We start from the raw sequence: 13419 nt of genomic DNA on the forward strand, positions 1-13419 counted from the left end.
CATGGCCTGCTTGGAGACCAGTAGCAGCAAGCTACAAGCACCGGAGCACAATGCTTGATCCTGCTGTTACAAAGTCTGACTGACCTGGGCGCGGGAAGGTTCCCACAAATATCCGTTCAATTGCGGCTGGCCAGAAGCTTGTCCTGTGCCGCATTACGCAATGCCGCGATGACACAAGGCTCAAGGCGTCCTTCAGCGATCAGCACGTCGCGATGCAAACCGTCGACCACATCCGTCAGCAAGCGTTTATCTTTCAACTGGACCTGATTGAACTCGCGCTCGACCACTGTCGCGCCGATAGCATCCTTCAGGGTCACCCGGCATTCGCCACGAATGCCTGACGGGGTCAGTGTGACCTGATACGGGCTCAGCGCCTCACCGAGCAACAAACTGATACTTTCCATCCCGATCACCACTCAATAGTCCGAAAACAACGTGCCTGGGGTATGCCTGCAACAGATAACCACTGGCCCGAGAAGAAAGTTCTGGGTACTGACCGCAAGCGAACCTGCAGCCCAGTCAAGAGAGCATGCACGGCGAACATGACAGAGAAAAAACGCAACCATCACGTCTGTCGAGTACGCCGGGCGATGTCAGCCCAGCCCCCCAACAATCCTCGTAGCTGGCCATCCGCCGTGTAGAACGGCACGGTCCACTGGTAGATATCCCTGACACCTTCCTTGAACATCAATTGACGCTCGAAGAAGCGCGTCCTGCGCGTACTCAACTGCGCCAGAAACTCAGCATGCAGCAGTTCCGCGGTTTGTCTGGGCATGACATCGACCTCGATCAACTGCCGCCCCTGCATCCGGTCAAAACGCGTCGACAAGGCGTCCTCATAACTTTTGTTGCACATGATCAAACGCCCTTGCAGATCACGGACAAACATCGGGTCAGGCATGGCATCCATCAGGGCATGCTGGAATGCGAGCTGATCGCGCAGACTCCTTTGGGCCTCGACCCGTTGCCTGACCACCACCGCCAATCGCCGATTCCACAGCAGGGACAACAGGCCGAACAGGCTGAGCACCAACACCCCCCAGCAAACCCACTGGTCAATCCGCTGCCAGAGGCCAGGCGGCTGTGGCACGGTAGCGCCACCGAACCACTTCAGGCGAAGATCGCGCAGCTCCTGCGCAGGAAACGCCTCAAGCGCCTTGTTGAGGATACTCAGCAACTGCGGCTGACCTTTGCGCACCGCCAGATAATCCGCATCCCATTTGCCCGGCACCACAGCCCCGATCTGCAACCGGCCCGACGGAAAAAGCCGGGCGCCGATTTCGCTTTCGATGGTGGCGTAGGCTTCGCCGCTTTCAACCCAGGCATGGGCTTCGGCGTAGGTTTTAACCGAACGCAATTCGATAGACGGATAATCGCGACGGATCATCGCTTCCAGTGCATGCCGGGTCGGCAGCACCAGTACCCGCTTCGCCAGATCCTCCAGCGACTGCACCGGCGGCGCCCCAACCTGCCCGACAAAGACCCATCCTGCACCGCCGAACGCATGGCTGAAGTCGAGAAACGCCTTGCGTTCTTCATTCATCGACAGGGTCGTACTCAAATCCGCCGCGCCGCTTTCCAGATGGGCCAGCATCTGATCGGTGGAAAAAGACTGTTCGTAAACGAACTGCAACCCCGTCATGTCACTGATGCGTTTGAGCAGGTCACTGTTCAAGCCCGTCCATTGGCCATGTTCATCCTTGAACAGGTACAACGGGTATTCCAGTGCCGTGACCACGACCCGTGGATGGCTGGCCATCCACTGCAACTCCTGGTCATCCAGCACGACCATTGAACGAGCGACAGACTTCCCACGCTCCTGAATCGATGCAGGGCTCGCCCCTCCCCATTGGGCAACACCCAGGATGCCGAGCAAAAACAGCCAGCGCACAACCGACTTGAACACACTTGTAAACAGCATTCCCACGTCCTTGGTGATCCACTCGCCTGTCCTTTCGCGGCGATAACACGACAAGTGTGCATGCAGAAATGAAAAAGCCCGTCAGGAGACGGGCTTCAAAATGTTACGGCGCTGAAGGTTACAGCGGCTTGCCGCGGTTGCCATGCTGACTGACAAAGGCCTGCACGGCCTTCAGGTCATTTGGCAATACGGTGCAACGTTCGTCTCGTTCAAACAAATCAGAAAGATGTACAGGCAGTTCAAGAGCTTTTCCTACACCGGCTTTTTCCACGGCGTCCGGGAATTTTACCGGGTGGGCAGTGCCCAGGATCACCATTGGAATGTCCAGGCTGCGACGGCATTCCCGCGCAGCTTTCACGCCGATGGCAGTGTGCGGATCCAGCACTTCACCGGTCTGCTCGTAGACTTCAGCGATGGTTTCGCAGGTTTGCGCGTCATCCACGGCCAGCGAGTCGAACAACTTGCGGGCTTCGGTCCAGCGCTCTTGCTCGACGCTGAAACCGCCGCCCTGCTTGAACGAATCCATCAGCCCGGCGATGGCCGCGCCGTTGCGACCGTGCAGGTCGAACAACAGGCGTTCGAAGTTCGACGACACCATGATGTCCATGGACGGCGACAGCGTGGCGTGCAGGGTTTCCTTGACGTACTGGTTGCCGCTCATGAAGCGGTGCAGGATATCGTTGCGGTTGGTGGCGACGATCAACTGGTTGATCGGCAGCCCCATGTTGCGCGCCAGGTAACCGGCGAAGATGTCGCCGAAGTTGCCGGTCGGCACCGAGAACGCCACCGAACGCGCCGGGCCGCCCAGTTGCAGGGCCGCATGGAAGTAGTAAACGATCTGGGCCATGATCCGCGCCCAGTTGATCGAGTTCACCGCCACCAGGCGCGTGCCCTTGAGGAAGCCCTGGTCGGCGAAGCTAGCCTTGACCATTTCCTGGCAGTCATCGAAGTTGCCTTCGATGGCGATGGTGTGGATGTTCTCACCAAAAATGGTGGTCATCTGCCGACGCTGCACTTCGGACACACGGTTGTGCGGGTGCAGGATGAAGATGTCGACGTTTTCGCAGTGCTTGCAGCCTTCGATGGCGGCCGAGCCGGTGTCACCGGAGGTGGCGCCGACGATCACCACGCGCTCGCCGCGCTTTTCCAGCACGTAGTCGAGCAAACGACCGAGCAATTGCAGGGCGAAGTCCTTGAACGCCAGGGTCGGGCCGTGGAACAGCTCCAGCACCCATTCGTTGCCGTTCAGCTGACGCAGAGGTGCAACGGCGCTGTGGGCGAACACGCCGTAGGTTTCTTCAAGGATTTTCTTGAAATCGGCATCGGGAATGCTGCCGGTGACGAACGGGCGCATCACCCGAAAAGCCAGCTCGTGATACGGCAAGCCGGCCCAGGAAGCGATTTCTTCCTGGGTGAAACGTGGCAGGTTTTCCGGGACGTACAGACCGCCGTCGGTGGCAAGGCCTGCCAGCAGGACGTCTTCGAAATTCAGGGCCGGTGCCTGGCCGCGGGTACTGATGTAACGCATGACTGACTCCAATGGACAGTGTTCGTAGTGCCGGGCCCGCAAGCGAGCCCGGTCAACGATATCGGCTTAGTTCAGGTGCTCGACACGGATCCGTACAACCGGACCAACCACACCCGCCAAGGCTTCCAATGCAGCGATGGCGTCGTTGATACGCTGTTCCAGCACGCGGTGGGTCAGCAGGATCATCGGCACCAGGCCGTCGTGCTCCTCGGCTTCCTTCTGCATGATCGACTCGATGTTGATGCCGCGCTCCGAGAGGATGCTCGCGACCTGAGCCAATACGCCCGGATGGTCCTTGGCCTGAATGCGCAGGTAGTAGGCGCTTTCGCAGGCTTCGATCGGCAGGATCGGATGAGCCGACAGCGAATCCGGCTGGAACGCCAGGTGCGGCACGCGGTTCTCCGGGTCGGATGTCATGGCGCGAACCACGTCCACCAGGTCGGCGATCACCGACGAAGCGGTCGGCTCCATGCCGGCGCCAGCGCCGTAGAACAGGGTCGAACCGGCAGCATCGCCGTTGACCATCACCGCGTTCATCACGCCGTTGACGTTGGCGATCAGGCGATCGGCCGGGATCAGCGTCGGGTGCACGCGCAGTTCGATACCGGCCGCGGTGCTGCGCGCCACGCCCAGGTGCTTGATGCGGTAACCCAGCGCTTCGGCGTAGTTCACGTCGGCGGTGGTCAACTTGGTGATGCCTTCGGTGTAAGCCTTGTCGAACTGCAACGGAATACCGAACGCGATGGACGCCAGGATCGTCAGCTTGTGGGCGGCGTCGATACCCTCAACGTCGAAGGTCGGATCCGCTTCGGCGTAACCCAGGGCCTGGGCTTCGGCCAATACGTCTTCGAAGGTGCGACCCTTCTCGCGCATTTCCGTCAGGATGAAGTTGCCGGTGCCATTGATGATGCCGGCTACCCAGTTGATGCGGTTGGCGGACAGGCCTTCGCGGATCGCCTTGATCACCGGGATGCCACCGGCTACCGCCGCTTCGAACGCAACGATCACGCCCTTCTCGCGGGCCTTGGCGAAAATTTCATTACCGTGAACGGCGATTAGCGCCTTGTTCGCGGTGACCACATGCTTGCCATTCTCGATGGCCTTGAGTACCAGCTCGCGGGCAACGGTGTAGCCGCCCATCAGCTCTATAACGATGTCGATCTCAGGGTTCGTGGCCACTTCGAAGACATCGTTGGTAATCGCAATACCGGTCGTTTGGAACTGAGGCTTTGGCGTGCGCATGGCAATTTGTGCCACTTCGATCCCACGCCCGGCACGACGAGCAATTTCCTCGGCGTTGCGCTGAAGTACGTTGAAGGTACCGCCACCGACGGTTCCTAACCCACAGATGCCTACTTTGACCGGTTTCACTGTGAACTCCCCATAAAACGGCCGACTCAAGGCCGGCCGTGAAAACAACCGCAGACTCGCGGTTCTCTATTGATGGCCCGGCGAATGTCGCTACCGGACCATGATCGTCAATGGCTGACCGTGACGATGCGAATTTACTTCGCGCCCAGCGCCAGTTTGGCGACTTGTGGCGCAGGCTGGTAGCCCGGAATGACCTGACCGTCGGCCAAAACGATGGCCGGTGTACCGTTCACGCCGATCGACTGGCCGAGGGCGAATTGTTTGGAAACCGGGTTATCGCACTTGGCGGCCTTGATTTCCTTGCCGTCGACCATTTTGTCCATGGCCGCTTTCTTGTCTTTCGAGCACCACACCGCTTGCAGTTGCTCGTCACCCGGCGAGCCCAGGCCCTGGCGCGGGAACGCGACGTAACGCACTTCGATGCCACGCTTGTTCAGCTCAGGCACTTCGGCGTGCAGTTTGTGGCAGTAAGGGCAGGTGGTGTCGGTGAACACGGTGATGTGCGACTTGGTTTCGCCAATGGCCGGGTAAACCACGGTTTCGGCAACCGGGATGTCATTGATCAGCTTGGAGATACCCAGGCGCTCGGTCTTCTCGGTCAGGTTGACCGGCTTGCCGTCCTTGAGATCGAACAGGTAGCCCTGAACTACGTACTGGCCGTCGGCACTGGCGTACAGCACACGGCTGCCCTTGAGCTTGACTTCATACAGGCCGGGCAACGGGCTGGCGGTGATGGTTTCCACCGGCACTTCGAGCTGGAGGTTTTCCAGGCTTTTACGAATGGCTTTGTCAGCCGCGTCATCGGCGACGGCAAAGGTGCTGACCAACGCAATGGCTGCGGCGGCGAAAATCTGGGTCAGACGCATGAGAACTCCTGAAGGCGAACATATGGGACGATCAGAACGCCCGTGCCGAAACACCGGGTCATAACCGCCCATCGTGCAAACCGGCCCAGCCTATCACATAAGGTCCGCAGGGCCGAATGCACCTGACACAAGACATTTGTGGCGACACAATCCCCTGTGAGAGCGAGCTTGCTCGCGATGACAGCATCACATCCAAAACATGTATCGACTGTCAGGCCGCTATCGCGAGCAAGCTCGCTCCCACAGGGTTTCGGTTAACCCCGCGGGTGATGCTTGGCATGCAAATCCTGCAACCGTGCCCGGGCAACGTGGGTGTAGATCTGCGTCGTAGACAAATCGCTGTGCCCCAGCAACATCTGCACCACCCGCAGGTCTGCGCCGTGGTTGAGCAGGTGCGTGGCGAAGGCATGGCGCAAGGTATGCGGCGACAGTGACTTGCCGATCCCGGCCACCTTGGCCTGATGCTTGATCCGGTGCCAAAAGGTCTGCCGGGTCATCTGCTCGCCACGCTGGCTTGGAAACAATACATCGCTGGGGCGCCCGCCAAGCAGTTCGCTGCGGGCATCACGCATGTAGCGTTCGATCCAGACAATCGCCTCCTCGCCCATTGGCACCAATCGCTCCTTGCTGCCCTTACCCATCACTCGCAACACGCCTTGACGCAAATTGACTTGCTCCAGGGTGAGACTGATCAGCTCGGTCACCCGCAAGCCACAGGCATACAGCACTTCAAGCATGGCCCGGTCGCGCTGGCCGATGGCCTCGCTCAAATCAGGCGCCTTCAGCAACGCCTCCACATCCGCCTCAGACAAGGACTTTGGCAGCGGCCTGCCGAGTTGCGGCATATCAATCCGTAACGTTGGATCGACGGCGATTATCTTTTCCCGCAACAGATAGCGATAGAAGCCACGCACACCCGAGAGAAATCGCGCAGTGGAACGAGGCTTGTAGTTTTGCTCCAGACGCCAGGCCAGGTGGTCGAGTATCAACTCGCGCCCGGCATTGACCAACTCCAGTCCCTTGTCCTGTAACCAGCCGTTGAACAACGCCAGGTCACTGCGATAGGCATCGCGGGTGTTGTCGGAAAGGCCTTTCTCCAGCCACAAGGCATCAAGGAATTGGTCTATCAGCGGATGGTCGATGGCAGGCATGGGCACTCAAATCACGCAGCCTTGAGGCTGCGCACAAAATTAAAAATGGACATGGAAACGGCCGCTAGTCTTTCATAGGCCGCGATTTCAAGGAACAGGGAGCCGCAATGAGCGAGCAGCAGATCTTATTGGCGTTTGGCGGAATCGGTGCGGCAGCGCTGCTTTGCCAATGGCTGGCCTGGCGCTTGAAATTGCCGGCGATTCTTTTCCTACTGCTGACCGGCATCCTGGCCGGCCCCGTGCTGCACTTGCTCGACCCGCAGGAAATGTTCGGGCCACTGCTGATGCCGCTGGTTTCCCTCGCCGTCGCGCTGATCCTGTTTGAAGGCAGCCTGACACTGCATTTGTCCGAGTGGCGCGAAATCGGCAGCGTCGTCCACCGTCTGGTCACGATTGGCGCCCTCTCCACCTGGATGGTCATTGCTGTCGCCACTCACTGGCTACTGGATTTCGACTGGATGCTGGCCATCCTTTTCGGCAGTCTGACCCTGGTGACCGGGCCGACCGTGATCGTACCGATGCTGCGCGTCGTGCGCCCAAAAGCGTCGATTGCCAACATCCTGCGCTGGGAAGGCATTGCCATCGACCCCATCGGAGCCCTGCTGGCGGTGGTCGTCTACAGCTTCATCATCGCCAGTGCCGAAGGTGACGGCTTCAAGGAAAGCCTGCTGACCTTCGGTGGCGTGATTCTGTGCGGCAGCCTGTTCGGCATTTTTGGCGGCTGGTTGCTCGGCACCCTGATTCGTCGCCAGTGGCTGCCGGAATACCTGCACAACCTGGCAGCGCTCGCGGCAGTGCTGGGTATTTTCATTGCCTCCAACGAGGTCACCCATGAATCCGGGTTGCTGGCCGTGACACTGATGGGCATGTGGCTGGCCAATATGAAAGGCGTCGACGTGCGGCACATCCTGCACTTCAAGGAGAACCTCAGCGTGCTGCTGATCTCCGGCCTGTTCATTCTGCTGGCGGCACGGCTGGACCTGAACGCCATGATCGGCCTCGGGCCTCTGGTGCTGATTTTGCTGCTGGTCATTCAGTTCTTCGCCCGACCTTTGAATGTGCTGCTGAGCACGGCGGGCTCAAGCCTGAGCTGGCGCGAACGGGCCCTGCTGGCGTGGATTGCCCCAAGGGGAATCGTGGCAGCGGCGGTGTCGGCAATCTTCGCCATTCGCCTGCATGAGGCCGGTCATCAGGGAGCGTTGCTGCTGGTGCCGCTCACCTTTGCGGTGATCATCGGCACGGTGGTGTTGCAAAGTGCGACGGCACGACCGCTGGCTCGCCTGTTGAAGGTGGCGGAACCGGCACCGAGCGGCTTCCTGATCATCGGCGCCAACGGACCTGCCCGCACGCTGGGCAAGGCCCTGCAACAACTGGGCAGTCGCGTACTGCTGACAGATTCGAGCTGGGAAAACATTCGCGCAGCGAGGATGGAAGGCTTGCCGACCTATTTTGGCAACCCGGCGTCGCAACATGCCGATGCGCACCTGGACCTGGTCGGCCTCGGGCATTTGCTGGCGTTGTCACCCTCCGGCGAGATGAACACCCTGGCGCTGATGCGCTTTCGTCATGAACTAGGCCATCAACGCATGTTCGGCCTGGCCAGCGGCCAGGAAAGCCGCCGCACCGACAAGCATCGCACCAGCCTGGAACATCGAGGCAATCAATTGGGCAGCGAAGCGCTGACCTACGCCAAACTCGCCAGCCAATTGAGCCAGGGCGCCGAGCTGTACAGCACGACATTGACCGACGGCTTCAGTTGGGACGATTACCGCGCACTGCATGGCGAACGTGCGACCTTGCTGTTCGTGCGCGATGACGGTGGCTGGGTGCATGTGGTGACGCCGGAAAGCACGCTGAAGCCTTCGGCGGGATGGACGTTGTTGGCGTTGATCCAGCCCGAGACGGTGTAAATCCAAGCGAGTAGCAAATCGCAGGCAACAAAAAAGCAGCCCGCAGGCTGCTTTTTTTTGCATCGGATGCTGGACTTAAGCCAGTTTTTCCTTGATGCGAGCTGCTTTACCCGACAGGTCACGCAGGTAGTACAGCTTGGCTTTACGTACGTCACCGCGACGCTTGACAGCCATGCTGTCGATTTGCGGGGAGTAGGTCTGGAAAGTACGCTCTACGCCAACACCGTTGGAGATTTTACGAACGGTGAATGCACTGTTTACGCCGCGGTTACGCTTGGCGATAACAACACCTTCGAACGCTTGCAGACGCGAACGGTCGCCTTCCTTCACTTTCACCTGAACGACAATGGTGTCGCCCGGGGCAAAGGTAGGGATCTCTTTGGTCATCTGCTCTGCTTCGAGTGCAAGGATGATTTTGTTAGTCATGCTGTGCTCCTAAGGTAAATCGTCGGATCTACCATCGATACGTTGTTAACTATCGTCCCGCTCGCGGATGTATTCCTCGAGCAGCTTCTTCTCTTCTCCAGAAAGCGAGCGGCTTTCCAGAAGATCGGCGCGTCGTTCAAAGGTCCGACCAAGGGACTGCTGTAAACGCCAACGCCGGATGTGCGCGTGATTGCCACTTAGCAATACGTCGGGAACACGCTGATCCGCATACACCTCCGGTCGGGTGTAGTGCGGGCAATCCAGCAAACCATCCGTAAAGGAATCTTCCTCGGCGGAGTCCGCATGCCCTAAAGCTCCAGGCAGCAGTCGTGTAACCGCATCAATCAGGACCATCGCCGGCAGCTCGCCGCCAGACAGTACATAGTCGCCAATCGACCACTCTTCATCGACATGAGCATCAATAAAACGCTCGTCAATGCCTTCATAGCGGCCGGCAATCAGGATCAATGCATCCAGATTCGCCAACTCGCGTACCGCCGACTGAGTCAGTTGACGGCCTTGGGGGGACAGGTAAATTACCTTCGCCGCCTCCCCGGCTGCTGCCTTGGCCTGAACCAGTGCATCTTCCAGGGGCTTGATCTTCATCACCATGCCCGGACCACCGCCAAACGGGCGATCGTCCACAGTGTGATGTCGATCCGTCGTGTAGTCTCGCGGATTCCAACAGGTGAGCTGCAAGAGCCCCTGTTTCACCGCCCGACTGGTGATGCCGTACTCGCTGATGGCGGAGAACATCTCGGGAAACAGACTGATCACTTCTACGCGCAAGTTAGCCACGCTTAGAAATCCGCGTCCCAATCCACCTTCATCTCGCCCGCGGCCAGGTCGACGGCCAACACGCATTGCTCCGTATAGGGCAACAGGCGTTCGCGATCATCCAGGCTGCCAGCGCAAGGCTTGACCACCATGACATCGTTCGAGCCGGTCTCCAGCAGGTGATCGATTTTCCCGAACAGTTGTCCGAGGGTGTCGATGACCTTGAGACCTTCCAGCTGGTACCAGTAGTACTCGCCGTCGGTCAGTTCAGGGAACAGGTTGCGCGGCACGCAGATCTCATAACCGGCCAGAAGACGAGCTTCTTCGCGATCATCGAGACCCTTGAGCTTTGCGACCAGGAACTTGTCGTTCCCGCGTCCGCTGACCAGCTCTACCTGCTTTACATTGCCTTCACGCTTGAGCGTCCAGGTTTTGTAATCCAGCAGGTTCTTAATCGGATCAGTAAAGGAGTACACCTTCACTTCGCCGCGAACGCCGTGAACAGAATAAATCTTGCCGATAACGATCAAATCATCAGCAATGGCTGGCGTCGCGTTCATATTGCTCAGGCCGCAGCCTTAGCAGATTCCTTCAACAACTGAGCAACGCGCTCAGAAGGTTGTGCACCAACGCTCAGCCAGTAGGCTACGCGTTCTTGGTTCACGGACAGACGAACTTCCTGACCACGAGCAACAGGGTTGAAGTAGCCAACCTGTTCCTTGTGCGAACCGTCGCGCGGGTTGCGGCTGTCGGTTACGGTCAAGTGGTAAAACGGGCGCTTTTTGGAGCCGCCAAGGGCAAGACGGATTGTTAGCATGTGAACATCGTTCCTGTAGTCGGTGCTGCAAATCTAAAGGCACAGCGGGCATGGGTGCCCGAAAGGCCGCATATTCTAAGGAATATCCGGACTTTTGCAAATGACTTTTTCCGGCGGTCTATCGGCCGCCATGCAGATTTGCTATAGAGCCGTCGTTGAAAACGGCCGGTCAGCTCCCGCCAAGTGCGGGTTTGCTGTGTATCCCACATCCGTGTGGGGGTAGCGCCGACCTGATAGCCGGCGCGAATTCTTTACATCTTTGGCATGCCGCCGCCGGGCAACATTCCGCCCATGCCGCGCATCATCTTGGCCATTCCGCCTTTTGCAGAGAACTTCTTCATCATTTTCTGCATCTGCTTGTGTTGCTTGATCAAGCGGCCGATGTCCTGCACCTGAGTGCCGGAACCCATGGCGATCCGGCGTTTGCGCGAACCGCTGATCATCTCAGGGTCGCGGCGCTCGGCTGGGGTCATGGAGTTGATGATGGCTTCCATCTGCTTGAATTGCTTCTCTGCCGCGCCCTGGGCGTTGCCCATCTGCGCCAGGTTCACGCCACCCATGTTCGGCAGCTTGTCCATGAGCCCGCCGAGGCCGCCCATGTTCTTCATCTGTTGCAGCTGATCGCGGAAGTCTTCGAGGTCGAAGCCCTTGCCCTTCTTCAGCTTCTTGGCCAGTTTGTCGGCCTTGTCCTTGTCGAGGGTCGCTTCCGCCTGCTCGATCAGGCTGAGCACGTCGCCCATGCCGAGGATACGCGAGGCGATACGCTCAGGGTGGAACGGATCGAGCGCTTCGCTCTTCTCGCCCATACCGATGAACTTGATCGGCTTGCCGGTGATGGCTCGCACCGACAGCGCGGCACCACCACGGGCGTCGCCGTCGACCTTGGTCAGGATCACACCGGTCAGCGGCAGAGCATCGCCAAAGGCCTTGGCCGTGTTGGCGGCGTCCTGGCCGGTCATGGCGTCGACCACGAACAGGGTTTCGACCGGATTGATCGCGGCGTGCAGGGCCTTGATCTCGCCCATCATCTCTTCATCGATGTGCAGGCGACCGGCGGTATCGACGATGACCACGTCGATGAATTTGAGTTTCGCTTCCTTAATAGCCGCTTGCGCGATCTCGACCGGCTTCTGGCTCAGGTCGGACGGGAAGAAGGTAACGCCGACTTCACCGGCGAGCATTTCCAGTTGCTTGATCGCCGCGGGACGGTAAACGTCGGCGGACACGACCATGACCGACTTCTTCTTGCGCTCTTTAAGAAAGCGCGCGAGCTTGCCGGCGGTGGTGGTTTTACCCGCGCCCTGCAAACCGGCCATCAGGATGACCGCTGGCGGCACGGCGCTCAGGTTCAAATCTTCGTTGGCCGCGCCCATCAGGCTTTCAAGTTCGGCCTGGACGATCTTCACGAAGGCCTGGCCCGGCGTCAGGCTGCGCGACACCTCGGTGCCTACGGCGCGTTCCTTGACCGAATTGACGAAGTCCTTCACCACCGGCAGGGCGACGTCGGCTTCGAGCAACGCCATGCGCACTTCACGCAGGGTGTCTTTGATGTTGTCTTCAGTCAGCTTGGCCTTGCCGGTGACATGGCGCAGCGTCTGCGAGAGACGGTCGGTTAAGTTTTCAAACATTGCGCGATCCTTTCAGGCCCTGTGTAGACCGGGATAATGGCGGCCCGGACCGGACTAAACGTGTGCTCGGCGAGCCTGCGGCGTGGGCAGGTCGCGGATTATAGCGAAGACTGTGGCCGGCGGACACCTCGCTGTCGGGTTGCGCGGTCTTTCGTGTGGCGGGGGTTCTATGCCAAACTCAGCGACTTTCGGGCTTGCCTAACAGGATTTATGCTCCCCTTGTCACCCAGCTTGCTAACTACCCTCGCCGCCGCCTGCTTGTATGCCGCTGCGACCATTTACCAGGGCACTCGCCTGGCGTCCGGCGCCAAGGTCAACAAACGCCTGCTGGTCATGCTCGGCGTGCTCGCCGTATTGGCCCACGGCGCCAGCCTGCTCACCCACCTGCCGACCCCGGGCGGCCTGGCCCTGGACTTCTTCAGTGCCGCCAGCCTGATTGCCGTGGCGGTCATCGCACTGACCCTGCTGGCCTGCTCGCGGATTCCGGTGGAGAACCTGCTGGTCCTGCTGCTCCCGCTTGGGGCCCTGACCGTGTTGCTGGCGCATTTTGCCCCCGCCGGCACGGTACAGGTCATCGATGAGGAGCCGGGCATCCTCGCCCACATCCTGCTTTCGATTCTGGCCTACGGCATGTTCACCATCGCGGTGTTCCAGTCCTTGCTGCTGCTGATTCAAGACCACCAGCTCAAGCACAAGCACCCCTCCGGGCTGATCAAGAACTTCCCGCCGCTGCAAACCATGGAAAGCCTGCTGTTCGGTTTCCTCTGGGCCGGCTGGACGCTGTTGTCGCTGTCGCTGATTTCCGGCTGGCTGTTCGTCGAGAACCTGTTCGCCCAGCATCTGGTGCACAAAACCCTGCTGGCCTGCCTGGCCTGGGTCGTTTTCAGCGTGCTGCTGTGGGGACGCAATCGCCTCGGCTGGCGCGGGCACAAAGCCATTCGCTGGACCCTGGCCGGTTTTTGCCTGCTGATGCTGGCGTATTTCGGCAGCAAACTGGTTCGCGAATACATCCTGCATATCTGAC

The 13419-nt window shown here is 59.4% G+C and carries 13 protein-coding genes; 2 read left to right on the forward strand and 11 right to left on the reverse strand.

The window, feature by feature from the left end; all coding sequences use genetic code 11:
• Positions 1 to 116 precede the first annotated feature (116 nt).
• The 6 genes from AC1D1M_RS19990 to xerD all read right to left on the reverse strand — a co-directional run bounded on the left by AC1D1M_RS19990 (position 117) and on the right by xerD (position 6837).
• Positions 117 to 404 carry a DUF3509 domain-containing protein gene (locus tag AC1D1M_RS19990; RefSeq protein ID WP_477776956.1) on the reverse strand — a complete coding sequence of 96 codons (288 nt, stop codon included), beginning with the start codon at positions 402 to 404 and terminating at the stop codon, positions 117 to 119.
• A gap of 161 nt (positions 405 to 565) precedes the next feature.
• Entirely contained in the window at positions 566 to 1921 is a 1356-nt protein-coding gene (locus AC1D1M_RS19995) for a transporter substrate-binding domain-containing protein (protein WP_477776957.1), read from the reverse strand.
• A 118-nt stretch (positions 1922 to 2039) separates the two neighbouring features.
• Entirely contained in the window at positions 2040 to 3449 is a 1410-nt protein-coding gene (thrC, locus tag AC1D1M_RS20000; protein WP_477776958.1) for a threonine synthase, read from the reverse strand.
• A gap of 66 nt (positions 3450 to 3515) precedes the next feature.
• The gene (locus tag AC1D1M_RS20005; RefSeq protein ID WP_338582821.1) at positions 3516 to 4820 is read right to left on the reverse strand and encodes a homoserine dehydrogenase; all 1305 of its coding nucleotides are present in this window, start codon (positions 4818 to 4820) and stop codon (positions 3516 to 3518) included.
• Positions 4821 to 4954: 134 nt separating this feature from the next.
• A complete protein-coding gene (gene dsbC, locus AC1D1M_RS20010) occupies positions 4955 to 5686 on the reverse strand; it encodes a bifunctional protein-disulfide isomerase/oxidoreductase DsbC (RefSeq protein ID WP_007971283.1) in 732 nt (243 codons plus the stop codon).
• A 254-nt stretch (positions 5687 to 5940) separates the two neighbouring features.
• Positions 5941 to 6837, reverse strand: coding sequence for a site-specific tyrosine recombinase XerD (xerD, locus tag AC1D1M_RS20015; protein ID WP_477776959.1), 897 nt, complete (start codon positions 6835 to 6837; stop codon positions 5941 to 5943).
• 107 nt (positions 6838 to 6944) lie between these two features.
• On the opposite strand from xerD, the gene AC1D1M_RS20020 reads away from it, so the two are divergent.
• Positions 6945 to 8747: a cation:proton antiporter gene (locus tag AC1D1M_RS20020; RefSeq protein WP_477776960.1), complete on the forward strand. Its 1803-nt coding sequence runs from the start codon at positions 6945 to 6947 to the stop codon at positions 8745 to 8747.
• Between the two features lie 75 nt (positions 8748 to 8822).
• On the opposite strand, the gene rplS is transcribed toward AC1D1M_RS20020, so the two are convergent.
• From rplS to ffh, 5 genes are all read right to left on the reverse strand, one after another.
• Positions 8823 to 9173, reverse strand: coding sequence for a 50S ribosomal protein L19 (gene rplS, locus AC1D1M_RS20025; protein ID WP_003175895.1), 351 nt, complete (start codon positions 9171 to 9173; stop codon positions 8823 to 8825).
• 45 nt (positions 9174 to 9218) lie between these two features.
• Positions 9219 to 9971: a tRNA (guanosine(37)-N1)-methyltransferase TrmD gene (trmD, locus tag AC1D1M_RS20030; RefSeq protein ID WP_007897583.1), complete on the reverse strand. Its 753-nt coding sequence runs from the start codon at positions 9969 to 9971 to the stop codon at positions 9219 to 9221.
• 2 nt (positions 9972 to 9973) lie between these two features.
• Positions 9974 to 10510, reverse strand: coding sequence for a ribosome maturation factor RimM (gene rimM / locus AC1D1M_RS20035; protein WP_007990026.1), 537 nt, complete (start codon positions 10508 to 10510; stop codon positions 9974 to 9976).
• Positions 10511 to 10515: 5 nt separating this feature from the next.
• Positions 10516 to 10767, reverse strand: a complete 252-nt coding sequence (rpsP, locus tag AC1D1M_RS20040) for a 30S ribosomal protein S16 (protein ID WP_007972721.1) — start codon at positions 10765 to 10767, stop codon at positions 10516 to 10518.
• Between the two features lie 251 nt (positions 10768 to 11018).
• Positions 11019 to 12395 (reverse strand): signal recognition particle protein, encoded by a 1377-nt coding sequence (gene ffh, locus AC1D1M_RS20045; RefSeq protein ID WP_056726162.1) that lies wholly within the window; start codon positions 12393 to 12395, stop codon positions 11019 to 11021.
• Positions 12396 to 12605: 210 nt separating this feature from the next.
• On the opposite strand from ffh, the gene AC1D1M_RS20050 reads away from it, so the two are divergent.
• On the forward strand, positions 12606 to 13418 hold the full coding sequence (locus AC1D1M_RS20050) for a cytochrome C assembly family protein (RefSeq protein WP_477776961.1): 813 nt from the start codon (positions 12606 to 12608) through the stop codon (positions 13416 to 13418).
• Position 13419: the final 1 nt, after the last annotated feature.

Source organism: Pseudomonas sp. P1_F7 (assembly GCF_056405655.1).

Excerpts from the sequence above, each read along its gene's own strand:
- AC1D1M_RS19990 (WP_477776956.1), bottom strand. The coding sequence starts at position 404 with ATGGAAAGTATCAGTTTGTTGCTCGGTGAGGCGCTGAGCCCGTATCAG.
- AC1D1M_RS19995 (WP_477776957.1), bottom strand. The coding sequence starts at position 1,921 with ATGCTGTTTACAAGTGTGTTCAAGTCGGTTGTGCGCTGGCTGTTTTTG.
- thrC (WP_477776958.1), bottom strand. The coding sequence starts at position 3,449 with ATGCGTTACATCAGTACCCGCGGCCAGGCACCGGCCCTGAATTTCGAA.
- dsbC (WP_007971283.1), bottom strand. The coding sequence starts at position 5,686 with ATGCGTCTGACCCAGATTTTCGCCGCCGCAGCCATTGCGTTGGTCAGC.
- xerD (WP_477776959.1), bottom strand. The coding sequence starts at position 6,837 with ATGCCTGCCATCGACCATCCGCTGATAGACCAATTCCTTGATGCCTTG.
- AC1D1M_RS20020 (WP_477776960.1), top strand. The coding sequence starts at position 6,945 with ATGAGCGAGCAGCAGATCTTATTGGCGTTTGGCGGAATCGGTGCGGCA.
- rplS (WP_003175895.1), bottom strand. The coding sequence starts at position 9,173 with ATGACTAACAAAATCATCCTTGCACTCGAAGCAGAGCAGATGACCAAA.
- rimM (WP_007990026.1), bottom strand. The coding sequence starts at position 10,510 with ATGAACGCGACGCCAGCCATTGCTGATGATTTGATCGTTATCGGCAAG.
- rpsP (WP_007972721.1), bottom strand. The coding sequence starts at position 10,767 with ATGCTAACAATCCGTCTTGCCCTTGGCGGCTCCAAAAAGCGCCCGTTT.
- ffh (WP_056726162.1), bottom strand. The coding sequence starts at position 12,395 with ATGTTTGAAAACTTAACCGACCGTCTCTCGCAGACGCTGCGCCATGTC.
- AC1D1M_RS20050 (WP_477776961.1), top strand. The coding sequence starts at position 12,606 with ATGCTCCCCTTGTCACCCAGCTTGCTAACTACCCTCGCCGCCGCCTGC.